Source organism: Haloarcula terrestris, from assembly GCF_031624315.1.
In the GTDB taxonomy this organism is placed as follows: Archaea; Halobacteriota; Halobacteria; order Halobacteriales; family Haloarculaceae; genus Haloarcula; species Haloarcula terrestris.
In genome coordinates this window covers 527,270-551,136 of record NZ_JAMQOM010000003.1, presented here as the reverse complement: position 1 = coordinate 551,136, position 23,867 = coordinate 527,270, and the positions used below count along the sequence as shown (strand labels likewise).

General features: G+C 62.3%; 26 protein-coding genes. 16 read left to right on the top strand and 10 right to left on the bottom strand.

The window, feature by feature from the left end; translation table 11 throughout:
• A complete protein-coding gene (locus tag NDI54_RS09870) occupies positions 1-921 on the top strand; it encodes a zinc metalloprotease (protein WP_310896277.1) in 921 nt (306 codons plus the stop codon).
• Positions 922-947: 26 nt separating this feature from the next.
• Here NDI54_RS09870 and NDI54_RS09865 read toward each other — a convergent pair whose 3' ends face one another.
• Positions 948-2,165 (bottom strand): glycosyltransferase family 2 protein, encoded by a 1,218-nt coding sequence (locus NDI54_RS09865; protein ID WP_310896276.1) that lies wholly within the window; start codon positions 2,163-2,165, stop codon positions 948-950.
• A gap of 892 nt (positions 2,166-3,057) precedes the next feature.
• Here NDI54_RS09865 and NDI54_RS09860 point away from each other — a divergent pair.
• The 3 genes from NDI54_RS09860 to NDI54_RS09850 all read left to right on the top strand — a co-directional run bounded on the left by NDI54_RS09860 (position 3,058) and on the right by NDI54_RS09850 (position 5,430).
• A complete protein-coding gene (locus NDI54_RS09860) occupies positions 3,058-3,258 on the top strand; it encodes a hypothetical protein (RefSeq protein ID WP_310896275.1) in 201 nt (66 codons plus the stop codon).
• Positions 3,259-3,330: 72 nt separating this feature from the next.
• Positions 3,331-4,173 carry an inositol monophosphatase family protein gene (locus NDI54_RS09855; protein ID WP_310896274.1) on the top strand — a complete coding sequence of 281 codons (843 nt, stop codon included), beginning with the start codon at positions 3,331-3,333 and terminating at the stop codon, positions 4,171-4,173.
• Positions 4,174-4,281: 108 nt separating this feature from the next.
• Positions 4,282-5,430, top strand: coding sequence for a DUF63 family protein (locus tag NDI54_RS09850; protein WP_310896273.1), 1,149 nt, complete (start codon positions 4,282-4,284; stop codon positions 5,428-5,430).
• Between the two features lie 26 nt (positions 5,431-5,456).
• On the opposite strand, the gene NDI54_RS09845 is transcribed toward NDI54_RS09850, so the two are convergent.
• The 3 genes from NDI54_RS09845 to NDI54_RS09835 all read right to left on the bottom strand — a co-directional run bounded on the left by NDI54_RS09845 (position 5,457) and on the right by NDI54_RS09835 (position 10,442).
• On the bottom strand, positions 5,457-7,166 hold the full coding sequence (locus tag NDI54_RS09845) for a YcaO-like family protein (RefSeq protein ID WP_310896272.1): 1,710 nt from the start codon (positions 7,164-7,166) through the stop codon (positions 5,457-5,459).
• Positions 7,167-7,197: 31 nt separating this feature from the next.
• Positions 7,198-8,016 (bottom strand): transcriptional regulator TbsP, encoded by an 819-nt coding sequence (gene tbsP, locus NDI54_RS09840; RefSeq protein ID WP_310896271.1) that lies wholly within the window; start codon positions 8,014-8,016, stop codon positions 7,198-7,200.
• Positions 8,017-8,357: 341 nt separating this feature from the next.
• Positions 8,358-10,442, bottom strand: a complete 2,085-nt coding sequence (locus NDI54_RS09835) for a hypothetical protein (RefSeq protein WP_310896270.1) — start codon at positions 10,440-10,442, stop codon at positions 8,358-8,360.
• Positions 10,443-10,596: 154 nt separating this feature from the next.
• Here NDI54_RS09835 and glyA point away from each other — a divergent pair, with 154 nt between their 5' ends.
• Positions 10,597-11,844, top strand: a complete 1,248-nt coding sequence (glyA, locus tag NDI54_RS09830) for a serine hydroxymethyltransferase (RefSeq protein WP_310896269.1) — start codon at positions 10,597-10,599, stop codon at positions 11,842-11,844.
• An 18-nt stretch (positions 11,845-11,862) separates the two neighbouring features.
• Here glyA and NDI54_RS09825 read toward each other — a convergent pair whose 3' ends face one another.
• On the bottom strand, positions 11,863-12,210 hold the full coding sequence (locus NDI54_RS09825; RefSeq protein ID WP_310896268.1) for a hypothetical protein: 348 nt from the start codon (positions 12,208-12,210) through the stop codon (positions 11,863-11,865).
• Between the two features lie 100 nt (positions 12,211-12,310).
• Between NDI54_RS09825 and NDI54_RS09820 the strand changes: the two genes are divergently transcribed.
• Positions 12,311-13,204, top strand: coding sequence for a bifunctional methylenetetrahydrofolate dehydrogenase/methenyltetrahydrofolate cyclohydrolase (locus NDI54_RS09820; RefSeq protein WP_310896267.1), 894 nt, complete (start codon positions 12,311-12,313; stop codon positions 13,202-13,204).
• Positions 13,205-13,687 (top strand): NUDIX hydrolase, encoded by a 483-nt coding sequence (locus tag NDI54_RS09815; RefSeq protein ID WP_310896266.1) that lies wholly within the window; start codon positions 13,205-13,207, stop codon positions 13,685-13,687.
• A gap of 4 nt (positions 13,688-13,691) precedes the next feature.
• Here the strand turns inward: NDI54_RS09815 and NDI54_RS09810 are convergent, their stop codons facing one another.
• On the bottom strand, positions 13,692-14,411 hold the full coding sequence (locus NDI54_RS09810; protein WP_310896265.1) for a DUF7117 family protein: 720 nt from the start codon (positions 14,409-14,411) through the stop codon (positions 13,692-13,694).
• 59 nt (positions 14,412-14,470) lie between these two features.
• Here NDI54_RS09810 and NDI54_RS09805 point away from each other — a divergent pair, with 59 nt between their 5' ends.
• A complete protein-coding gene (locus NDI54_RS09805) occupies positions 14,471-14,617 on the top strand; it encodes a hypothetical protein (RefSeq protein WP_200830802.1) in 147 nt (48 codons plus the stop codon).
• A 248-nt stretch (positions 14,618-14,865) separates the two neighbouring features.
• Here the strand turns inward: NDI54_RS09805 and NDI54_RS09800 are convergent, their stop codons facing one another.
• Positions 14,866-15,138, bottom strand: coding sequence for an amphi-Trp domain-containing protein (locus NDI54_RS09800; RefSeq protein WP_310896264.1), 273 nt, complete (start codon positions 15,136-15,138; stop codon positions 14,866-14,868).
• Between the two features lie 211 nt (positions 15,139-15,349).
• Between NDI54_RS09800 and NDI54_RS09795 the strand changes: the two genes are divergently transcribed.
• Entirely contained in the window at positions 15,350-15,625 is a 276-nt protein-coding gene (locus NDI54_RS09795; protein ID WP_004518082.1) for a PadR family transcriptional regulator, read from the top strand.
• Positions 15,626-15,738: 113 nt separating this feature from the next.
• Entirely contained in the window at positions 15,739-17,013 is a 1,275-nt protein-coding gene (locus NDI54_RS09790; RefSeq protein ID WP_310896263.1) for an MgtC/SapB family protein, read from the top strand.
• Here the strand turns inward: NDI54_RS09790 and NDI54_RS09785 are convergent.
• Complete coding sequence (locus NDI54_RS09785; RefSeq protein ID WP_310896262.1) at positions 17,010-17,336, bottom strand: hypothetical protein; 327 nt, start codon at positions 17,334-17,336, stop codon at positions 17,010-17,012. The two genes, NDI54_RS09790 and NDI54_RS09785, sit on opposite strands and share 4 nt — an antisense overlap.
• 153 nt (positions 17,337-17,489) lie before the next feature.
• Here NDI54_RS09785 and NDI54_RS09780 point away from each other — a divergent pair, with 153 nt between their 5' ends.
• Positions 17,490-19,352 carry a HAMP domain-containing sensor histidine kinase gene (locus NDI54_RS09780; protein WP_310896261.1) on the top strand — a complete coding sequence of 621 codons (1,863 nt, stop codon included), beginning with the start codon at positions 17,490-17,492 and terminating at the stop codon, positions 19,350-19,352.
• 37 nt (positions 19,353-19,389) lie between these two features.
• Positions 19,390-20,325, top strand: coding sequence for an A/G-specific adenine glycosylase (locus tag NDI54_RS09775; RefSeq protein ID WP_310896260.1), 936 nt, complete (start codon positions 19,390-19,392; stop codon positions 20,323-20,325).
• A 53-nt stretch (positions 20,326-20,378) separates the two neighbouring features.
• On the opposite strand, the gene NDI54_RS09770 is transcribed toward NDI54_RS09775, so the two are convergent.
• A complete protein-coding gene (locus NDI54_RS09770) occupies positions 20,379-20,720 on the bottom strand; it encodes a hypothetical protein (RefSeq protein WP_310896259.1) in 342 nt (113 codons plus the stop codon).
• A gap of 91 nt (positions 20,721-20,811) precedes the next feature.
• Between NDI54_RS09770 and NDI54_RS09765 the strand changes: the two genes are divergently transcribed.
• Complete coding sequence (locus NDI54_RS09765; protein WP_310896258.1) at positions 20,812-21,126, top strand: hypothetical protein; 315 nt, start codon at positions 20,812-20,814, stop codon at positions 21,124-21,126.
• Positions 21,127-21,264: 138 nt separating this feature from the next.
• Complete coding sequence (locus NDI54_RS09760) at positions 21,265-22,272, top strand: sodium:calcium antiporter (protein WP_310896257.1); 1,008 nt, start codon at positions 21,265-21,267, stop codon at positions 22,270-22,272.
• A 21-nt stretch (positions 22,273-22,293) separates the two neighbouring features.
• On the opposite strand, the gene NDI54_RS09755 is transcribed toward NDI54_RS09760, so the two are convergent.
• Positions 22,294-22,830 (bottom strand): GNAT family N-acetyltransferase, encoded by a 537-nt coding sequence (locus NDI54_RS09755; RefSeq protein ID WP_310896256.1) that lies wholly within the window; start codon positions 22,828-22,830, stop codon positions 22,294-22,296.
• A 253-nt stretch (positions 22,831-23,083) separates the two neighbouring features.
• On the opposite strand from NDI54_RS09755, the gene glmS reads away from it, so the two are divergent.
• A complete protein-coding gene (gene glmS / locus NDI54_RS09750; protein ID WP_310896255.1) occupies positions 23,084-23,527 on the top strand; it encodes a methylaspartate mutase subunit S in 444 nt (147 codons plus the stop codon).
• A 127-nt stretch (positions 23,528-23,654) separates the two neighbouring features.
• On the top strand, positions 23,655-23,825 hold the full coding sequence (locus NDI54_RS09745; protein ID WP_004518074.1) for a hypothetical protein: 171 nt from the start codon (positions 23,655-23,657) through the stop codon (positions 23,823-23,825).
• Positions 23,826-23,867 lie beyond the last annotated feature (42 nt).

The following is a 23,867-nucleotide window of genomic DNA, read 5'->3' as shown; positions in this document are numbered from 1 at the left end:
ATGCTTCGCATCGGCGTCATTGCGCTTGTCACGCTCCTTTTCGCAGGCCTTGTGTTCCCCGCAGCTGGAACCTCCCCACAACTGAACACCGCTAGCGGTGGGCCGGACAACCAGACGGCACAGGGTACCCAAGTCGCCGATACTACGACTGATACAGACGGAGACGGGCTGTCCGATTCGCTAGAGCGGTCTGTGTACGGCACCGACCCGACAGACCCGGACACGGACGGGGACGGCTATCCGGACGGCATGGAAGTCCGCTGCGGACAGGCTATTCCGGGCGCAGATCCACTCCGGACAGACATCTACGTGGAAGTGGACTCAACGCAGTCGACGACGCTCAGTGACGCTGTCCGGGCGTCGATTGTGGACACCTTCGACAGTGCGCCCGTCTCGAACCCCGACGGGTCCACTGGAATCGATATCCATCTGGTCACGGATGAGACCAATCTCTCGGTGAACGGCACCGTCTACTCGAAACACCAACCAGGCCCCGGAAACGATATTTATGACTTCCGTCGAAACCACTCTGGACACCGCTCAGAGGGGTATTACTACGTCTTGGTCACTGACGACGTGGCCTACAACGGGGACGACTACTTCGTCGGGGCGGGGCGGCCCGAAATCGCGGCGATGGAGCGGTTCGAGTCGACGAAAATCACTGCCTCGCTGTTCATGCACGAGTTCGGACACGCGATGGGTCTGGACGCCCATCAAGACGGTATCGACGAGGAGCGCTACACACGAACGGAGTACGATAGCGTGATGAACTACAACGGCCTGTACAGACAGCTCACGTACTCGAATGGCACTGACAATGTGGGCCGAAACGAGTGGCAGTTCGTCGCTGAGAGCCGAACCCGCCCCGATGTGCAGTGTGCCGAAAACGGAACGTGTGCGAGCCGGTGTGTGCAGGGCTGACCGCTCTCCTGCATTCTGCCCTGCGGCTAGCTGCTGTCGGCTAGCATGCTCATGAAGAACGATCCGAACACAGTCTGTATCCCCAGAACCACAACTGTCGAGGCCAGAAGGGTTGCCGTGGCTGACGGTAACGCCGCTTCGCCGGCGAAGAGCCACTGCCCGAACACGGTCCCGAGATACAGAACACCGATCACAGTTGCGATGATGCCTATCGACGCACCGTGTTCCAGTTGGAACTGCTCCCGTACCATCCTGACGAGCACGCCATCCGGCTCGTTGATCGGGTCCGCAGCGATGGAACTGAACAGCGCGAGCGTCCAGATCTGGTATCCGACGATAGCCAACAGCGACCCGCCGACCATCGTCTGGATACCGAAGTTGATGCCGCCGGCCGACACCTGAGCGACCGACAGCGACATCAACACCGCACCGAGTGACACCAACAGCAGGGCCGGATACGAGAACAGGTAGTCCGGCGCATTCACGAGCATGAATCGGACGTGTCGCCAGCCATCACTGAAGCTGTCGAGCGTTTCCTCGCCCTCACGTTCGTGGTAGACGATCGGGACCTCCTCGATGGTGAGATCGTTTGCGCCGGCTTCCATGATCATTTCGCTAGCGAACTCCATCCCAGTTGTCTCTAGCTCTAGCGTTTCCAGTGCGTCTTTGGTGAACACGCGGAACCCGCTGTGTGCATCGCTTACCCCGGCGCCGTAGAACGTGTTCAGGAACCGCGTCAGTAGCGGGTTCCCAACGTATTTGTGTAGTGGCGGCATCGACCCGTCGCGTATCTCACCCTCCAGTCGGCTTCCCATGCAGATGTCGGCATCGCCGTTCCGGACCGGATCGAGAAGCCGTGGAATCATTTCGAAATCGTACGTCGTATCGGCATCGCCCATCGCGATATACTCGCCGCGCGCCTTGTCGAACGCGTAGCGATACGCGTACCCGTACCCCGGCTCGTCCGGCGTCACGACCGTTGCGCCCCGCTCGCGAGCCAGGTCGGGCGTTCTATCGGTGGAACTATCGCTCACGACGATTTCCGTCGGCACGCGCAGTTCCGTTATTGCCGTTTTTATCCGATCAATGCATTCCACGATTCCCTGCTCCTCGTTGAGTGTCGGCATCACGACGCTCAAAACCGGTTCGACTTCGCTCTCCGGCGTGACGAGAAACTCCTCTGCAGTCTCGGATGCGATCCCCCGTTGACTCGCTTGATTTGCTTGATTTGCCTGTATCGTCATTCCCGTACCTCTGCTGTAACTGATGCGCCTCTTAGCATACGCTCTCCACTCCCCCTGCACTGCTGCTTCTTAATATGAATAGTAAACTCCATCTTACCTGATTTCAATGGACGACTTCTGATAGGTATTACATACCGTTCCCACAGAATATAATGTCAAAGCAGCGTATAATAAAGCTGTTGGCTGACATAACCTTCCATTAATAATTAGATTTACCATGATTACCCCGTTCCCACCGCAACCGTGTACAACTGCTTCTTTGAACAGTCATAAAAGAAGTGTTCGACAGTCGATAAAGCGCATTATTTCTGTGTTAATGTACTCTGCAAAACAAGAATATATAACATTCCTGACTACATTCGCACTGGGACCATTATGAGACATATCAAGTGAGTTGATGCAAGACGGCTAAGCATTGGAACGTCGTTACTACTTAAGTAGTACCGCAATAGGAGGTACTCCGTGATAATTCAGGCTGACGGCCTATAGAATTCCAACGTTACAGACATATCACTGCAGTTCGGAGCGCGTTTCGGATGCTGAGTGGTATTGTATCTCGCAATCGTCCGTGCGTGTTCAGTTGAGGCTCTGTTACGCCGGCCGACGGAACCAGTTCCGAACTTCGTTCCCGACAGCGTGTAGCCGCGGCAGGCGGTTCTTCAATGCGCTGATCAGCGTTGTCACACTCAGGCCGAGGACGTACACGACTCCCAAAAGCATGATAATCGATAGGTCCTTGCTAAACCGGAGTGCCCCGAGTATCGAACCCATACCTGTACATCTCCGGGATATGTATAAGCCGTTGGGGTCTAGTTATCAATAATTGTAATTAGGAACGGGTTGCGCTACCGCCAGCCGTAGATTTAAACCAATTCATATGTTATGTTGTACCATGGCAACAGACCAGTCCGAGGGGGGTAGCCTGCGCGTGCCACCGCTGGAGAACACCGCGTTTTTCTCCATCGAGGACGATGACGGCTACGTCCGTATCGAACAGTCACTCGGGAACCAGGTCCTGTACACACCCAACGAGGCCAGGGACATCGCCGAGGCCATCCTCGACGCCGTCGACGAGGCCGTCGAAGACGACTGACTCGTCGCCGGACGGCGATCACGTTTTGCTGGAAGGCGAGATGGTTTGAACGAGGCCGGTCCAGCGATAGATATGACAGATGCAAGCCACCGGGCGGCAGTCGCCGAACGAGCGGCCCGCGCCGGCGGTGTTGTCGCCCGCGAGCAGTTCCGGGGCGACCTCAGCGTCGAGTCGAAAGCCAACAAGAACGATCTCGTCACGGAGACCGACCGCGATGCCCAGCAGCAGGTCGTCGCCACGATTCGGGAGGCGTTTCCCGGCGACCGCTTCCTCTGTGAGGAGGATCTCTCGACGATGACCGGTCCAGAGACTGACCACGGTGCCGTCGAAGCAGTCGATTCCGTTCCCGACAACGGTGCGGTGTGGGTCATCGACCCGATCGACGGGACTGCGAACTACGTCCGGGGAATGCGCCTGTGGGCGACGAGTGTGAGCACAGTGGTCGACGGCGACCCGGTCGCGTCGGTCACGTACCTGCCCTCCTACGGCGATCTCTACGCCGCCGGCCCGGAGAGCGTCACGCGGGACGGAACCGAACTCTCGGTGAGCGAGCGAACCGACCCGGAGACGTTCGCAGTCGCTCCGGTCGGCTGGTGGGACCGCGACGACAGGACGGAGTTCGGTCGGCTGTGTAGCGCTATCGCCGACCGATTCGGCGACATCCGTCGTCTAGGATCGTTCCAGGCCACGCTGGCACACGTCGCCGACGGGGCGCTGGAGGGGCTCGTTTGCACCCGCCCGATGAACCCCTGGGACACGATCGCCGGCGTTCACATGGTTCGACAGGCCGGCGGGACGGTCACTGACCTCGACGGCGAGCCCTGGACTCACGACAGCGATTCGGTTGTCGCTTCTAACGGCGAGGCCCACGACGCCTTCGTGGCGGCTGGAAACGAGGCGCTCACCCAGGACTGAGCGCGCTTTCGCGCTCTTCTTCTCCGAGCGATCTTTCCGACCCGCGGTCTTTCGGTCCGAGCACACGCGACCGGAACGCTAAAACCGCCTGCCACCGGTCACACGGCCATGGACACGTTCGAGCGGGCCGTCGATGACTTCGGGCCTGGTCAACTCTGGCTGGGCTCTCTCGTCGCAGTTCTCCTCGTCGCAGTCGGCGCTGTTCTGGCCGCCCCACGGGCCGTCTGGGACCGGTTCCTCTGGCAGTACTTCTGGGGGCCGGTGTACGCCGACGCCAAGGCAGCCAGCTGCGCTGAAATGACTCCGTCTGGACCACAGCCACTGTACGAGGGCTGTCAGGCGGCTATCCAGGAGGGGCGGCTCATCGCCGAGCCAGGGTATACCATCGTCTCCGAGATCGGCTACATGCTGATCCTCGTGTACATGCTGGTCGGGGTCTACTTCCTCCTCGAACGACTGGACATCGCCGAGGACCCGAAGCTCTACTTCGCCTTCGTCCCCTTCATGCTACTCGGCGGGGCCCTACGGGTCGTCGAAGACGCGACCGACCGCGCGGTCGAAGCCGGCGTCACGCCCATCGTCGAGTACCCGCTGAGTTCGCTCATCATCAGTCCGGTCATCTACGGCACGGTGTTCTTGCTCACGCTGCTCGTCCTCGTCGTCTGCGTGGACCTCGAACAGCGGGGGGTCGTCGACAGCTACTATCGGACGACCGGCGTTATCGGGAGCGTGTTGGTCGTGGTGACGCTCCTCTACCTCACGTTCGTCGCGCTCACGCGCGAGTACGCGACGCTGTATCCGTCCGTTCTCATCACCACCGTGGCGCTGGCGTCGGCGCTGTCGTATGGCATCTACTGGGCGTTCGAGACCTACCGACCGGCGATGAACGACGGCACCGGGTACATCGGACTGCTCGTCATCTGGGGCCACGCCATCGACGGCGTCGCGAACGTCCTGCTGGCCGACTGGCTCGACGCGCTGAACGTCCCGTTAACCTACTACCCCAAACACCCCGCCAACGCGTTCATTATCGAGGCTACAGAAACGCTCCAGCCGGCTGGTCTCTCGGCCGCTATCGGCACGTCGTGGCCGTTCCTCATTGTCAAGCTCGCCGTCGCCTCGCTGGTCGTCTCGCTGTTCAACGAGGAGTTCATCGACGACAGCCCGCGGTACGCGCTCCTCCTGCTCATCGCGGTCACCGCGGTCGGGCTCGGACCGGGTACGCGGGACATGCTGCGGGCGACGTTCGGTATCTGACTCCTCTCTCGCTGCGTCGTCTGTTTCTACGGAAACGGATGGTGGTCTCTGTCGAGTCGCGGTTGGAAGCCCAGGTCGGTCGGAATTGTCTCGGCCCGTTCGCCGAAGAAAGACGCACCGAAAAACAGCGGCTGTGCCGACGGACAGACGACCCGAACCGCCTCGAATCCGAGTTGTTCGAGATCCCGCGTCGTCAACCGTGCGCCATACGGCGTGAGTCCCGCAGCAGCCGCCCGGTCACACAGCGCCGTAAGCTCCGCTTCGCCGGAGAGATCAGCGTCGGGACCGAGCGAATCCAGCGGTACCGCTGTCTCCGTCGCCGTCAGGTCGGCCGCGTCGCCGGGTGCTTCAGCATATCGTCCGATTGCGCCCTGTGCGTCCGCGGCCGCCTCCGGACCCATGCTGTCGAGTTCCATCCAGTTCTGGAGCGCCTCCTCCAGCGCGCCGACGGCGGCTGCACCCGGGTCCAGGTCCGCGTCGGTCCCAAGCGCGAAGCGGGGCCACTCGTCCCGTTCCAGCGCGACAGTGATGACCGGTACGTCCACGTCCTGTGTCAATAGCAGCGCCGCCACGTCCAATCCCTCGGACGCTGCACGCCGCCGGAGCGTGCCGTACCGTTCGTGGTCATCGACAGCGACCCGAAGCGGCTCGAACGTCGAGTACCACGACAGCATCGCGGCGTCGCGCTCGATAACCTCGTACAGCCCGGTCAGCAGCGCCTCGGTGACAGTGTTGCCCAGGCCCAGCCCCGTCGTCGTTGCTGGCCTGACAGCGTTGGACGGCGGCGGGTAGTGTACGGTTTCGGCGGGAAGCGACCGCCGCTCGTCGGCCAGCAGGTCCTCGGCCGGGACCCAGGGAATGGCTGTCGATTCGTCCCATTCGGCCGCATCCCTGACGAACGCGTCGGGTGTGACGGCGTCCGGGAAGTCCGCAACTGTTCCGCCCGCCAGGCTCGATTCGCGGTAGACGCCCGCCGCGTACCGCTCGTAGTTCTCGCCCAGGGCCTTCATGAACGCCGTGTCCCAGTCGATGGCGACACCTGCAGCCTTGGCAGCGGCCGACACGTCGCTGAAGCCGGCCGTATCGGCGAGCGTCGACAGGTAGTACGGGGCCGGGAACGACTGGACCTCGCCGACCTCCGTGGCGATACCGACCCGCTCGTCGAGTCCGAGTTCCGCCCGCGACAGCGCCTCGCTGTCGTGGGCTGTCTGGCGACCGTCGCCGAGGTGCTTGCTCGGCGACTCGCCACAATCACAGCCCGGAACCGGGAGGAACCGCCGCTGGTTGTGTGGCAGCTCAGTGACAGTCCCGAAAAGAGCCCCATCGCCGTCGAGAAACTGCGTCACCAGCCGGCCGGCCAGCGCTCCCGCGAAGCGCTGGGTGGCCGCTGACGGGGCCTCCGCGAGCGTCTCAGTGTCTTCGACCGTCGCCTCGACCCGTGTTTTGAGACAGTCGAAACAGCCCGTTTCCGGACCGAATCCGCTGACCGCAGCGTCGGTCACCGGCACGCTGCCGACGCCGCCGAGTTCGACGGCTACCCACGGTATGTCGGTCTCCTGCGCCCGGCTGTTCAACGTCCCAAACGTCTCCGCGCCGACGGTATCCACGACGATGGCGAGGTCACCAGCGGCGTCGGTCGGTGTCGACAGTTGCGATACTGAAACGTCGATATCTGCGAGAAACGCGGTGAGTGCGTCGACGGCCGGTCCACGCCCGACGACTTCGACAGTTCGCATGCCGAAGCCCTCGTGGTGAAGCGGGAAAAACCTACGCGGCGAGGATGGACTGTGCGACCGAGGCCAGTTCGTCCGGCTCGGCGTCCTTGAGCCGGTCGTCGCCGAGCATCAGGCGGAGTCGCGGCCGGCCCACGTCAATCGGCACCTTCTCGGTGTCGATGAGGTTCATGTCTTCGAGTTTCGTCTTCGTCCGGGAGAACGTCGCCTTGCTCGCCAGCCCGACATCCTCGCCCCACTTGCTGATGTCGTACAGCAGTTCGCCGTTCCGGGCGGCCACGAGCAGGCTGATGGTGACCTCGTCCAAGCCGTCGCCATCGCCGCGGGCTGTCGATAGCGAGTTCAAGACATCGTTGAAGTCCGATGCGGTCTCCGGGCCGATGTCCGATTCCAGCGTGCTCTGGACACGGTTGAGCGGCGGCGTCCGGAGGGAGTACTCGTCGGCGTCCGTCCACGTCGAGTCGTAGTAGTCGTAGGCGTTGTCGACGAACTCCGTGTCGTCGGTCCCGAGGCCGCCGACCGTGTCACTGATGGTGACCAGCGCGTACACTGCATCGACGGTTACTGCGACCGAGTGGTTCGGCACGTCGTCGAGCAGTCGCATGGTGAGACGCTCCTCGTCGATGAGATCGGCCGCCGTGCTGGCGATGAGGAAGTCGTCCATCACGTCTTTCAGGGCGCGCTCGTCAGCCAGCAGACGGACTTCCGGGGCGTCTGAGTCGGCGTCCAGTGTCGATACAAGCTCTGCGATGCTCCGCCGCGACGGGTTCACGACGTAGACCGGCTCATCTGTTGACCCGAACACCGTCGTCAACATAGAACCGACATCGTCCTGCAGGAGATTTTCAGTCATTGTCCGATGCCAGTATATAGTGTCTTAGTATATTTAATTTTACCGGCCAATTGGTGTTGATTTCTCCGGGAATCTAGCAACACCCACCACTGTGAACCGATAAAATATCGGCCATATATCCTAAGCAGAACCCGTCTAGTGGCTGGACTGAACCGTCCGTCTGGCCGGTCAATGTCGCAGTTAGACGGCCGATCCGCCGAACTGTGGTTCTGCCGATACGTGGCGGCTTCTAGTCCAGAAGTCACGGTATCACATCTTTGTACCTGGGTACCCAGGGATCTTCACTGGAATTGACGACGGCCCAGTGGAACTGTGCCGGGAGCAAGACCGGATCGGGACCGTCAGAAATCTGTCGCGAGGCGTGCGGCTAGGTCGTCGGACCAGTAGAACTCGCCGTCGTAGATGACCGGTAGCGAGGTCTGGTTCAGCGCGTCGACTAGTTCGGCCCTGCGCAGTGAGTGGCTCGTCTGTTCGCCGTTCAGCGCGCTGCTATCGTCGAACGGCAGCCGGTAACTCTCTCCGGGCCGCTCCGGGGACACGACCGTACACCGCACGTCGAATCCCGCGTCACTCTCCGAGAGCCAGACCACCGCTGGCTGTGCAGGACTGGGCACAATCGAGTAGGTGCCGTCGCCGACGACTGCGTAATCTTTGCACATCATTATCCGCCGTCGAGCCAGTTCCAACGCTCGCTGGATGCTGAATCCGTTACTGAGCAGGCGCGCGAAGGCGGTGCCGACCAGCGCAGCGTGCTTGTCCAACACGTCGGTCAGCGTCACCGCACCCGCGACTGCCCCCTGTTTCACCAGATCCAGCCCCTCATCGTAGGAGCCACACGCGTTCAGGAAGAACGTCTGCGTCCGGGTGTCGGACAGCGAGGACAGCGCCAGGTTGCCGTCCGGACACCGCAGACCGGTGTCGTCGCAGTGGCCGATGAAGTGGACGAAGTCCGTCGGCTGTTCGAACACGTCGGCCAGTTCGTTGACCGACAGTGACTCCCTGACTCGCACGTCCATCGGGAGATCAGCCGCCCGGTATATTTCGGTGACGGCGGTGTGTTCGTCGGCCATCCCTTCGTCGTTGAGGACGACTGCGACCCGCTGGTCGTCGCTGTCGCTTGTCTGGCAGCGATAGCGGTTGACGTACGCTTCCGGCGGCGTCTTGCACGCGTCAATCGGGTTACCAGGGGCGAGCCAGGTGTGCAGTTGGCCTTCCCGTAAGGTCGGCTGGATGATCGGCGGCCGTTCGGCTGCCCCGCGACTCAGATACGAATCGGCAAGGGTCCTGTCCAGCAGTTCCTCCCGGTCGAGCTGGGAGCTGTCCGGCAGATAGATGAGGCTGAGCCGGTCGAGCAGGAAGGGCAGACTCCTGACTCGCTCCGGCTCCGGCGAAACGTACGTCGAGAGGGGCCACTCCGGCAGGATCGAATTCACGGCCTCGTCGGAGACATCGACGTACCGTTCGAGTCGCCCAGCCGGCGACAGCGACCGGAGCGCGTCCGGGTCCAGCGAGAGCGCCGACGTGATGCGACTCCCGCTCTCTGCTGGGTCGACGCGTCTGATCTGGCAGTCGAGGTAGAACACTTTCCGGAGCAGGGCCGCGACCCCCTCCTGTAGCGACGGCCACGCGTCGAAGGAGACGCGGACTGACGTGTCTTTGGCCGTCAACAGCGCGGAATCCCGAGATTCGACGACCACCTCTGCCCCGAGGTAGTACGCAAGCGGGGCACTGACGAGCAGTTCCGCCTCACACTCCGGCACGTGGAGCGTGCTACCGGTATCAGGACGGTTCTGCCGGACTGTCTCGGGAATACGCGTCGTTTCACCGGTCGTCACTATCGGCGGATGCCCGCGGAGTTCCGGATGTGAACGGGACGGCTTCATTGTGTAATGGGCGCCGCTCAGATGCGTGATCGCTGTCGCGAGCCCCTCGGGCGTCGCGGGGACCTGCAGATGCGGCCGCTCCGTGCTCGTCTCCCAGACGAATCCGACCGTCACGCTCGTCCACTCATGAAAGGCGAGTACAGACGTGGTTCCGGCCGAATGGAGCGACGCCGGGCCGTCGAAGCGGACGTGAATCCGAATATCGTCGACGACACCCAGCGGTGATTCGCCACCGCTACCCGCGGCACGGGCCCGCATCGTCAACAGGTACTCCCCCTCCTGTAGCGTTGCCGACGAGCCGACAGTGTCGCCGCCGTCAGTGTCGACTCGTGTTACCGTGGCATCCACCGCTGGCAGCGCTAACTCGGTGACGTTCCCCCGATAACAGTCGTCGACACGGTGTGGTAACTGTTCGCCGTCAGTAGCTTTTCGACTGTGTAACTGGCGCACCAGTGCGGTCGGGTCGACCGTTTCCCCGTCCCAGTCCGGCGTCCCATTGCCGGCCCGGTCCACCCGCTCGCCTGTCACCCCCCAGGCGACCATGTATCATCATGTGGAACGGTATCCGATATATATGTATGGGTGACAGAAGCCCGTCGCTTCCGCGCCGCCCGTGGTGGCGGTCAGGGCGTGCCACCACACCACATGCGAAGGCCCAAAGGGTAGATTATTGTCCTGCCGGTCCCGACCCCGATACATGAGCTACGAAACCGTGCGAGAAACGGACCCGGCAGTCGCAGACGCCCTGGAAGGCGAGCGAGGTCGACAGAACGACACACTGGCGATGATCGCCAGCGAGAACCACGTCAGCGAAGCCGTGATGGAGGCCCAGTCCTCGGAGCTGACGAACAAGTACGCCGAGGGCTACCCCGGCGAGCGCTACTACGGCGGGTGTGAGTACGCCGACGATGTGGAGGAGCTCGCTATCGACCGCGCGAAGGAACTGTGGGGTGCAGACCACATCAACGTCCAGCCACATTCGGGCTCACAGGCGAACATGGGCGTCTACCTCGGCGTCCTCGAACCCGGCGACAAGATCCTCTCGCTGGACCTGACCCACGGCGGGCACCTCTCTCATGGTCACCCGGCGAACTTCGCCGGCCAGGTGTACGAGGTCGAACAGTACAAGGTCGACGAGGAGAGCGGCTACATCGACTACGAGGGCCTCCACGAACACGCCGAGGAGTTCGACCCCGACATCATCGTCTCCGGATATTCGGCGTACCCGCGTGAAGTCGACTTCGAGCGGATTCAGGAAACCGCCGACGCCACCGACGCCTACCACCTCGCGGACATCGCTCACATCACAGGGCTGGTGGCGGCGGGGGTTCATGAGTCACCCGTCGGCGTCGCCGACTTCGTCACCGGCTCGACGCACAAGACCATCCGCGCCGGCCGCGGCGGCATCATCATGTGTGACGAGGAGTACGCCGACGACATCGACAACGCCGTCTTCCCCGGTACCCAGGGCGGCCCGCTGATGCACAACGTCGCTGGCAAGGCCGTCGGCTTCGGCGAGGCGCTGGCCCCCGAGTTCGAACAGTACGCCCAGCAGACCGTCGACAACGCCGTCGCCCTCGGTGACCAACTCAAAGAGCACGGCCTGGAGCTTGTCTCCGGCGGCACGGACAACCACCTCGTCCTCATCGACCTCCGGCCGTCCCATCCCGACACGACTGGCAAGGAAGTCGAGGAAGCGCTCGAAGAGGCGGGCATCGTCCTCAACGCTAACACCGTTCCCGGTGAGACTCGCTCGGCGTTCAACCCTTCGGGCATCCGCGCCGGCACGCCCGGACTCACCACCCGCGGCTTCGACGAGGACGCTTGTCGCGAAGTCGCCGACCTCATCTACGAGGTCGTCGACGCCCCGCACGACGACGATGTCGTCGCAAAAGTCAGCGACCGCGTGGACGAACTGACCGACGAGTACACCCTGTACGACTGAGCGGTTCCGAACGTCGTTTTACCGGTAATACCGATTTTCGTCGCTGACGCCCCTGAACAGCATCGTGAACGGGACCAGAACCGCCATCGCGACGGCGATGAGCGCGAGGACGGGGAGCGGCGGCAGGAACGCCAGTGCCATCGCAACCGCGTCCCCCTCCGCAGCGTCGACGGCCGCGATCGCTCCGCTGTCGTAGAATATCGTGTAGAGAACGCCGAACAGTAGCGTCATGAACACGATAGAGTAGAGCGTCCGAAACGGGTGGGTGACGATTTCGACGGCATTGCGCCGGGTTCGCCTGACTTTTCGGCTCGATTCTCTGTTCGTTTCGCTGACGAGCAGACCCAGAAGGCGTCGGACAACCATGGGACGCAATGGATGGCTGACAACATGAACGTATACCCTGATGGCACCGTCCGAGCAGAATCCGGGACGTTCATACCGCCCCGCTTCGCCGTTGTACCTAATGACAGAGATCATCGACGGCAACGCCGTCGCCCAGTCGATCCGTGACGATCTGGTCGCGTCTATCGACCGCCTCGCCGACGCGGGCCAGCGCCCGTCGCTGGCGACGGTCCTGATGTCCGAGGACCCGGCCAGCGAGACGTACGTCTCGATGAAACAGGACGACTGCGAGGAGGTCGGTATCGAGGCCATCGACATCGACATCGACCCCGACGCGGACGCCGCCGAACTGTACGACACCATCGAGGACCTCAACGCCGACGACGATGTCAACGGCATCCTGGTCCAGATGCCCGTCCCGGACCACGTCGAGGACAGGGAGGTCCTGCGAGCTATCGACCCGATGAAAGATGTCGACGGCTTCCACCCGGAGAACGTCGGTCGCCTCGTGGCCGGTAACGCCCGTTACAAGCCCTGTACGCCCCACGGTATCCAGAAGCTCATCGAGAGCGCGGGCGTCGACACCGAGGGCAAGGATGCCGTCGTCGTCGGCCGCTCTGACATCGTCGGCAAGCCGATGGCAAACCTGCTCATCCAGAAGGCACCGGGCGGCAACGCGACGACGACGGTGTGTCACTCACGCACCGAGAACCTCGCCGAGCGGACACGCAACGCCGATATCCTCGTCGCCGCGGCCGGCGTCCCGGAGATGATCGACGGCGAGATGATTGGGGAGGGCGCGACGGTCATCGACGTGGGTATCAACCGTGTCGAGGCCGACACTGAGAAGGGATACGAACTGGTCGGCGATGTGGAGTACGAAAGCGCGAAGGAGGTCGCGGGTGCAATCACGCCGGTCCCCGGCGGCGTCGGCCCGATGACCCGCGCGATGTTGCTGTACAACACGGTGAAAGCGACCGGTCTGCAACACGACATCGACATCGACCTCCCCTGAATGCCGGAACTTGCGGCCTTCGAGGACCGTGACGTGCTCACCCGGCGAATGACCCGCGAGACCGACGCGGCGGGCGTCGATGGGGTCCGCGCCCGAGCCGACCGCGGCCGCAACTGGGCGGTTGGCGCGCTCGTCACTGACGCGGCGGCCCGGATGCTGTTTGTCTACGAGGACGAGGTCTGGAAGCTCCCGGGCGGTGGCGTGGAAGCTGGGGAGACGCGCGAGGAAGCGGTGCGACGCGAGGTGTGCGAGGAGACTGGCGTCGACATCGCGGTCGACGAGCTGGCCGCCGTCACCGAGGTCACAGTGACCGACGGCGGGTGCGAGGCGACGTTCTTTTTCGGGACCTACCGTGGTACGCCTGCGTCGACGACACTCGCGTCAGACCCCGGACTTGCCGACGAGGCGATAGAGACCGTCGCGTGGCGGGATTCGATTCCGGACGACTGCTTGGACGAATCACTCTTGCGACGGCTCCGGTAGCGGTTCAGACGGCGCCGTCCCCAATCCCGGCGAGCCAGTTTTCGGCCCTGACGAAGGCGCTCTCGTCGCCGGTGATGTACGATCCCAGGTCCCGCGTCGCGTGGACCAGCCGGTTCGCGTCGGCTGGGTCGACATCGCCGTCCAGCGCCTCGATCCGCTTCCGGTGGTCGCGTATCCGCCCGGAGAGCTGTCGTGCGGTGGGGTCCGGAGTGTCGTCCAGATACGTCCGCACGTCGCGCTGGTAGTTCTCGACGGCGGCGGCCATCGCCAGGCCGAAGGGGGCTCTGAGGTCTGCCGGGACCTCCTCAACAGCCGGCCGGTCACCGTCGTCGGCCCCGCCCAGTAGTTCGTAGAAATACCGCTCTGTGGGGTCGCTAACACGCATCTCTCGGGAGAGGTGCGCGCCGACGTGCTGGAGTTCAACCGCGGCCACGTACGTCTCGGTCAGCGGGCGAAGCTCGCCCGCGTCGATGAACCCGCGCTTTCGGGTGTACTCCCGGCAGTGTTCCGCAGCCGCGTCCGCGATTTCCCGGGTCGAATCAGCGTCGATACGGCTCCGAACCGGCGTTAGGTCGAGGGTGGCCGGTGCGTCGGTGTGTTCGGTTTGCTCGTCGATGCCAACGCTGTGGATGCTGCCACAGTCCGGACAGGCGATGCTCCCCGTCTCGTAGTACCGCCAGCGCGTGCCACAGTCCTGGCACTCGCGCTCCCCGCGAACTTTCATACCAGATGCTGGGAGGGCCGCCCTCAAGATTGTTCCGCGAGGCCTGCCTACGGGAAGGCATGCGCTCTGAAGACGAAATCCGCGAGCAGTACGAGTTCCTCACCGACCAGCTAAACGACGAGGAGATGAACCACGAACGGGTTCGGATGATGTTCACCCACTACAAGCGGGCACTCGGGTGGGTACTCGAGGAAGAACACATCTGAGTTAGTTGCGACTTACATTTGTTTCTATTTCGAAAACTAACATCTGCTGGACGGGGCCGGTACTTTTAAGTTATTCTGCCCCATTCGACCAAGTGACGCTTCGCTTGGAGGGCCGAAGCGTCAGCGGGGACCAATTCAGGGCGGCAAGCGGTCGCGTTTTCCGCGACCGCTTTCCACTTACTTCGCTGGAAACAACTGAAGAAGAGTGACTTCTCCGGTATCGGAAATGCGCTACTGGACGCGACGGCTCACTCGATAGAGAGGTCCGTGTCCGTCGCGTTCTCGGGCCATTCCAGTTCGACCTCGATACTCAACTCGCCATCGCCGTTTTCCGGGCCTTCGCGCTCAGCTTTCACCTCAAATTCGACCTGCGCCGGCGGTTCGAACGTAGCTTCTTGACTCCCCGCGGAAAGCGTGATCTCCGAGCCCTCGTCCAGCGAGTCGGCCAGGGTTCGGAGGTAGTCGGCGACGGCGCTTCGGTCGAGTACTTGCTCGTTTTCGAAGAGGACTGTCTCTACCATACAGACTATGGGTTGTACTGACAAATAATACTATTGCCATCAGTTTCCGAAGAATGATGCAATACTGACTGTATTTTTGAAATATGGTTCTGGCAGATTGAGGTGGGTAAGTGGGGTAAATTCGAGACCCCAGAAGATCGAAAACACGCCAAGTTCTCTGGGCCGATATATTTAACAGTATAGATACTAAACCATTACATACGAGAAACCGATGCACGACTTGACAGGATTCCAGCGTGATCTGCTCTACGTGATCGCTGGCAGGGAGGAACCCCACGGCTTAGCTATCAAGGAGGAACTTGAAGCGTACTACGAGAAGGAGATCCACCACGGCCGTCTCTATCCGAACCTCGATACGCTTGTCGACAAAGGGTTAGTCGAGAAGGGACAGCGCGACCGTCGGACGAACTTCTACACGCTCACGCGCCGCGGCCGCCGCGAAATCGACGCCCGCCGCGAGTGGGAAGATCAGTACGTCGATCTATAACGAGTCGAAGTGCCGCTCGTGCCGAGCCTGTCGTTTGACCCGTAGCCGTGTCCATAACGTCGCTTTGTACCGCCGGACCCGACACTTTAGGCCACGCCTGTCCTATCGCAGTTATGTCGACCCTCCTGCAACTGTCCCCGGCGTCGATTCAGACGACGGTGCTTCGCATCCTGCTTGCAGGGGCACTCGGAATGTTCCTGGGACTGGAGCGGGAGTGGTCACAGAAGTCGGCCGGTATCCGGACGTTCGCACTGATCAGCCTACTTGCGGCGGTGTTCACGCTGGTCGAGAGCCAGGCACTGCTCGTGGTCGGCGGCGTCCTGGTCATCGTCCAGGGCGTATTGCTCGCGGTCCAGGGACTCCTCGATGGGGAAGACGGCGAGGGGCTGTCGCTGACCACGTCCGTGTCGATGCTCGTCGCCTACGGCGTCGGCGCGCTCGTCGCACAGGGGTTCATCCTCGAAGGCGTCTCCGTCGCCGTCTTCTCGTCGCTGCTACTGGTGCTCAAGCGGGAACTCCACTCGCTGGCGTGGGAACTCTCCCGCGAGGAACTGCGGTCGGCGACGGAGTTCGCCATCATCGCCTTCGTCATCTTCCCGCTGCTCCCCTCGGAGCCGGTCGAGATCCCCGGCGGGCTGCTGGATATCGCAGTGGAGTTACGGGTCATCTGGCTGATGGTCGTGTTCGTCGCCGGTATCGGCATCGTCAACTACGCCATCGTCCAGACCTACGGTGGTCGCGGCATCGCAGTCACCGGCTTTTTCGGCGGCCTCGCGTCGTCGACGGCGGTGGTCGGGACGATGATCGACCACGTCCGACAGCGGCCCGACGCGACCTCGTACGCGGTGGCCGCAATTTTGCTGGCCGACGCGGCAATGGCGCTTCGGAACCTGCTCATTACCGTGTTCTTCACCATCGAACGCGGGATTCTTGTCGAGGCAGTCGTCCCACTTGGGGCCGTCATCGTCGGGAGCATCGCCGTCGCCGCGTACACCGCTGACTGGTCAGAAACAGTCGAAATGGGTCTCGAAAGCCCCTTTTCGCTGCGGAACGCACTGGCCTTCGGCGGGGTGTTTCTGCTGGTCGTGGTCGCCGGCGGCTTCGCGGAGACGCAGTTCGGAACCGCCGGACTCTACATCACGTCGGCACTCAGCGGCCTGGTTTCCAGCGCTGGCGCGACAACCTCCGCCGTGTTGCTGTACCGTGGCGGTGCTATCGACGGGCCGACGGCGATGTTCGCCATTCTGACCGCGACGGCCGCCAGCATCATGGTCAAAGCGGCGTTGACGGCCCCGGGACCGAACCGCGCGTTCGCCTCACGCGTGGCGTTCTGGAGTTCGGTGGTTCTGGGCGTCGCAACCGTGCTTGCGCTCGGACTCTTGCTTTAGAACTGGTAACGTCGGTCGTCGTTGTCCTTGGGCTGTGGGAAGTCGTTCCCGGTCATCTGATCGAAGGTCATCCCCGAGAGATACTCGTCGTACGTGCAGTCGTAACTCGACCGGAGGTGGAAATCCAGTGTCCCGCGGTCGACAGTCGACTGAAACAGCATGTGGACCGCGCGTCGAACGAGTTCGTCCGGGTCGTCGGGATCCAGCGCAACGGACAGCATCGCGAGTTCGTTTTGCGTCTCACGGTCGAGCGATAGCTCGAACTCGTCGTCGAAGTCGCCGTAGGCCGCTTCGATATCATCCTGTAGATCGTCGAGGCTCATACCATAAGGGACGACAAGCGCGAGGAAACCCCTTACGACTCGTTTCGGACCGCTTTTCGAATATGGTGGCTCGCCATTCTAAAATATGATAAATTATATCACGGACCATACATAACGGAGGATAGCGGTTGATTACCGGGGTTCAATCAGATAATGACAGGTGGTGGGGACGAGACAGCGGCGTCAAAACAGCGTGACGGCGTGACTGAGCGGTTGCACGGCCTGCTTCCGGGGGTGTTCACGCGAAACTACGCGGCAAAAGTCGCTGTCGCGCTCGCGGTGATCGTCGTCATACTCGCGGCCGTCGGCTTTGTCAGCTACATACAGGTACAGGACCGTGTCGTCGGCGACGGGATCGCGGACCTCGAAGCGTCGGCTACGTACCAGGCCAGCGCTATCGAGCAGTGGCGGGCGACGACCGAGGCGGACGCCGTCACTATCGCGGCCGCGCAGGTGTACAACACCGGAACAACCACGGAAATCAGGCAGTATCTTGCGTCGGTTACCACGGCGGAGTCGTCACAGTACCGGTCACTCCATTACGTTTCGACGGTGGAGGGGACGCAGACAATCGTCGCCAGCACTGAGGGCTCTCTAGAGGGACAGTCCCCGTCAGCGGTCGAATCCGCGTGGGAGGCCCCGATTGCGACGGCGATGGACGCGGCCGACACTGGGACAGTGGCGACTTCGACACCCTACGCGGACGGTGACGGCGCTTCGATGGCGTTCGTCGCTCCCGTCTCCGCTGACGACGGTGCTATCGTCCTCGTCGCGCCAGTCTCGTCTGACCGATTCCAGGACGAACGTGACGGGTTCGAGACACACATACTCACCGGGGATGGCGAGCCGATCATCGGGGAGCAGACCGGCTCGCAGCCTATCAGTCAGGACGGTGTCAGGGCCGCCGCCGCGGGCCGGACGACGACGGTCGAAACCGAGGGCCGCGTCGCAGCGTACACGCCGGTCGACGGCACGTCGTGGGTGGTGATGACGGGTACGACGACACAGTCCCTTTACGGGACGACCCGGCTCATTCGCTGGGGGTTTGCCGGTGTCGTCGGCACGGCGGTCGTCGTACTGGGCGTCACGGGATATCTTCTCGGACGGCATACGATTCGGCCCCTGGTTCGGCTCCGTGACCGGACGCAGGCGATGGAACAGGGCGACCTCGGTGTCGACCTCTCGACGAACCGCCAGGACGAGTTCGGGCGACTGTACGACTCGTTCGGAAATATGCGGGATACGCTGCGGAACCAGATCCAGCAGGCCCAGGCGGCCCGTGAGGAGGCAGAGCGGTCGAGCCGCGAACTCGAACGGCAGAATGAACGGCTCGACGAGTTCGCGTCCACGCTGAGCCACGATCTCCGGAACCCGCTGACGGTCGCCCGCGGCCACGTCGAACTGCTCGCGACGCGGCTGTCGGACCCTGAAGCGGACCCGGACGACCTCCAGACCCACATCGAGAAACTGGAGGACGCACACGACCGCATCGAGTCGATCATCGACGACGTGTTGACGCTGACGAGAAAGGGTGCAAGCGTCGAGGAGACGGCCCCGGTGCCGCTTGAGGGCGTCGTCACGGAGGCGTGGGACAACATCGACAACAAGAACGCCAGCATCGAACTCACTGGCAGTCGAACTATCGCCGCCGACCGGACGCGGCTCCTGCGGGCCTTCGAGAACCTGTTTCGCAACTCCCTCGACCACGTCGGCTCGGACGTGACAGTCACTGTCGGACTGACGGACCACGGCTTCTATGTCGCCGATGACGGCCCGGGGATTCCGACTGAGGAAGTCGACGACATCTTCGCGTACGGGCACACGACGAGCGAGGACGGGACCGGTCTCGGGCTCTCTATCGTCAAGACCATCGCGGAGGCCCACGGCTGGCGACTGTACGTCGACACGACCTACCCTGACGGAGCGATGTTCGTGTTCGCGGACGTGTTCAGCGACGACGAGCCGGACTGGTACGGGACCGAGTTCGAATGGGGCAGTTCATCGGCCGGCGACTGACCGCCACGCACAAATCGGGACAGGGCAAAAGAGAGGTATGACCGACCAGTCGGCAGCAACGGACCAGCCGGGGAGCCTGCCCGCGGACCCGTCGGCCGTCCAGGACGCGCTCGTGGCGTGGTACGAAGCGGACCACCGCTCGTACCCGTGGCGGGAGACGACCGACCCCTACGAGATTCTCGTCTCCGAGGTGATGAGCCAGCAGACCCAGCTGGACCGGGTCGTCGACGCCTGGGAAGACTTCCTGGACCGCTGGCCCACCGCGGCGACCCTGGCTGAGGCCGACCGCGCCGATGTCGTGGGCTTCTGGACCAGCCACTCGCTGGGCTACAACAACCGCGCGAAGTACCTCCACGAGGCCGCGGGTCAAGTTGTAGAAGACTACGACGGCGAGTGGCCCCGCGACCCGGACGGCCTCAGCGAGCTGATGGGCGTCGGCCCCTACACCGCTAACGCCGTCGCCTCCTTCGCGTTCAACAACGGGAACGCCGTCGTCGATACGAACGTCAAACGGGTGCTGTACCGCGCATTCGACGTGCCTGACGACGATTCGGCGTTCGAGTCGGCCGCGAGCGCGCTCATGCCAGAGGGCCAGTCCCGTGTCTGGAACAACGCCATCATGGAACTGGGCGGCGTCGCCTGCGAGAAGACGCCGGACTGCGATGGCGCGCAGTGCCCCTGGCGCGAGTGGTGTTCGGCCTACGAGACGGGCGATTTCACCGCGCCGGACGTGCCGACCCAGCCCGAGTTCGAGGGGAGCCGCCGCCAGATGCGCGGGCGCGTCATCTCGGCGCTCAAGGAGTACGACGAACTCCGGCTGGACCAGCTGGGGCCGCGTGTGCGCGTGGACTACGCTCCCCAGGGAGAGTACGGCCGGGAGTGGCTTCGGGGGCTGCTGGACGACCTCGCAGACGATGGGTTAGTCGAAATTGACGACGGAGGCGATGGTGCGACTGCTCGTCTTCAGAAGTAAAATTCCGACACCGGCGACGATCCATTGCGATACCGGGCCATCTGAAAAGCGAATTATTCGCCCACGTTGTTGAGTGCACTATTCAGCTCGAACAGTTCCCGAACAACATCGCTGTCTGCGACCTGGTATCGGCGTGGAGACGTGTCTGGGACTTCCTCGATGAGTTCGACTTCGAGCAGCAGGTCAGTGTAGTTGCCGACGGTCTGGCGCGTAACGCCCGCGTGGTCCGCAAATTCGGTTTTGTTGAACTCCCGGTTCGGCGGCAGGTCGAGCAACGCGTCGACGAGAATCGGAACCGCGTCGTGCTGTGTGAGATGGAGCCACCCGCTGGGGTGGTTCTTGCGGAGTGCCTTCTTTTGTTCGCGGTCGCCGTCCGCATGCTCCGGACTGCTCATACACTGTTCAACCCACGAATGTGAATAAAGGTTTCCACTCCTGTTAACAGCGATTAACAGTATTTATGTGTTGACCATTCGACTGCTCGGTATGGAAAAGCCGTCGGTGAAATGTGCCCTCTTGGCGACGATGATTGCGAAACACAAGTGGGGAACACCGATAGCGAAGGAGGACCTTCTTAGCCTTTCGGCTATCGGTGACGACTACCCGACTGCGCGCGATGTCTATGATGACCTCCGAAGTGAGCCCTACATTACGTACCGTGGGAACAGAGGAATCGAATTGAGTAAAAGTAATTTCGGACAGCTCGCTGATGTTCTCTATCACGAATGTAACTGGGAGAAATGGGAGATCGATAGTCGGCTCAAACATTATGAGGGCATAGAGAACCACGACTGGGCGTGATTTCGGTCACAGAACGAGCCGGTGCTGCTGTATTTGACGACGGAGTGGACGCTATTCCGACGGCGAGACAGTCGCGTGCCTGCAACGGTGATCGCCAGTTGAACACACACTTGAGTCCCTGTGGCCAATACAACCGCAATGGCTGGGCTGCTGGGCTCGATTGTCCTCGTCGTCATTGCGACCGGTGTCATCTGGAAGGGGAGTGCGTACTTTGAGCAGGCCGCGGAACGGCTGAGCAAGTACTACGGGCTGCCAGTCGCAGTTCACGGGGCCATCGTCGTCGCCGTCGGGTCGAGTTTTCCGGAGATCAGTTCCGTCGTTATCAGCACCGTCGTTCACGACGAGTTCTCGCTCGGCGTCGGGGCCATCGTCGGGAGCGCGATCTTCAATCTCCTCGTGATTCCCGCTCTCGCGGCGCTATCGAGCGAAGAGCTCCGATCCACGCGCGACATCGTCCACAAGGACGCCCAGTTCTACGTCATCAGCATCCTTATCCTGTTTATCGTGTTCGCGCTCGGAGCGACCTACGTCCCGGGCGGCACCAACCGGGCCGCTATTCTGACGCCGACGCTCGCCGCCATTCCGCTCATAACCTACGGTATCTACGTCTTCCTACACCAGCAAGACGCCAGTGAGCACGTCGCGGACGAGACCCACAACATCCGGCCGAGTCGTGAGTGGGGTTTGCTCGGTGTCGGGCTTCTCGTCATCACCATCGGCGTCGAGGTGATGGTGCAGGGCGCGCTCTCGCTGGGCGTCATCTTCGACACGCCGCCGTTCCTCTGGGGGCTGACCGTCATCGCCGCGGGAACGAGCCTCCCGGATGCGTTCGTCAGTATCCGGGCGGCGAAAAACGACGACAGCATCACCAGCCTGACGAACGTGCTGGGGAGCAACACGTTCAATCTCCTCGTGGCGATTCCTGTCGGCGTCCTCCTTGCCGGAGAGGCGATAATCGATTTCCGCGTCGCGATTCCGACGATGGGCTTCCTGGGCTTTGCGACGCTCGTGTTCCTCATATTCATCCGGACGGACCTCGAACTCTCAGACCGGGAAGCGTACACGCTGTTTGGCCTGTACGTGGTGTTCGTCGGCTGGATGACTCTCGAATCCGTGGGTCTCATCGAGACGATTAGCGGCATCTGAGCCGGGCACGTGTTGCTCGCGCTACTCGCTGCTGTCCGGCGACAGCTCCCGGGAATAGACGGCTTCGTCGTAGGGGTCGCCACCGAGGGTGAGCGTCCGCGTGTTGGTCTGTTCGAAGCCGAGATTCTCGAAGAACTCTCGGCTCCGGTCGTTCGACGCCAGGTCCAGCGCCCGGAACTGCTTGACGCCGTGGTCCAGAAAGATGTCTTCGAGTCGGTCGTACAGCGCTGTCCCGATGCCCTCGCCGTGGTAGTCCGGGTGGACGTACAGCCGTAGCATCGTCCCCGTCGTGTGCATGGTGATCCCCTGGGTGAACCCGATGACTTCATCGTCCTGTTCAGCGACCAACAGCGTCGCCTCAATGGCGTCGAGGTCGTTCGCCGGGACGCCGCCGGCCCAGCCGTGGAGTGCGCTCCCGAGCGGGTCGGCGTACCAGTCCGAAATCGTCTCGTCGATGACCTCGGAGTCAAGCGAGTCGTAGGCGTTGTGCCACGCCGCCCGAGCGACCCGACGGATTCCGTCTGCGTCCGCGTCGAAGGCCCGGCGGATGGTCGTCATGCCTGGTCCGTCGACGGCGACGGCGTTCTGACGGTGCCTGACCGTCCACGGGGTGGCGACCGACGCGACTGACGGTGTTTCATCGGGATTTCGGGTGGGCGCTGAAACGAGTCGTGTACCATTGATGCAGTGTCTATCGATTGGTTTGTGCTATCATGGCTAATATCCATCCCTTGGAGTGTGCGAACTGTTGCCATAATCTATCATGGTTTATCATTAGGTTTATGTAGTTGACACACATTGACCTGCATGTATGAGGACAGTCATCCTCGGTGTCATCGGCTCCGACGCGCACGTCGTTGGGATTACAATTCTGGAACGAGCGTTCGAAGCGGCCGGGTTCAACGTAGTCAACCTCGGTGTCCAGTCGTCCCAGTCGGAGTTCATCGACGCCGCGGATGAACACGACGCAGAGGCGATACTCGTCTCGTCGCTGTACGGCCACGCCGAGCAGGATTGTCAGGGATTCCAGCAGAAAATCGACGAGGCGGGCCTGGACGTGACGACGTACATCGGCGGCAACCTCGCCGTCGGCCAGGACTCCTTCGAGGAGACGCGCGAGACGTTCAAGGGGCTTGGCTTCGACCGCGTCTTCAACTCCGAGACCGACCCCGAGGAAGCCATCGAGGCGCTGAAAGCCGACCTCGGCCACCGCTCCCGCGAGGCGTCCGCCGAGAAGATTCAGCTCGGGTCCTGAGCGCCCGATCCGTTTCTGAGCCGCTATCTCCAGTCAGTTGTGGGTGAGCGACTGCAATCTCGACCACTCTTTCGGTCAGCCGTTCTCAGGCCGGGGTGCTTTACGACCAGGGCGTGTATGCTGCATAATGTCTCACATGACAGCGGAGCTCAGTGACGGCACCGAAATCAAGAACATCCACGACGTGGTCGAGGGGTCAAACGGGGTCCATCTGAAGAAGGAGGTCGGGAGCGGCGGGCTCGAACGGGTCGCGTACATCCCGTATCCGAACCTCCTCTACGTGTACCACGACAACTGAGCGTCGGCCAGAGCGACCGCCGTGGTCGTGACAATCCGGCAG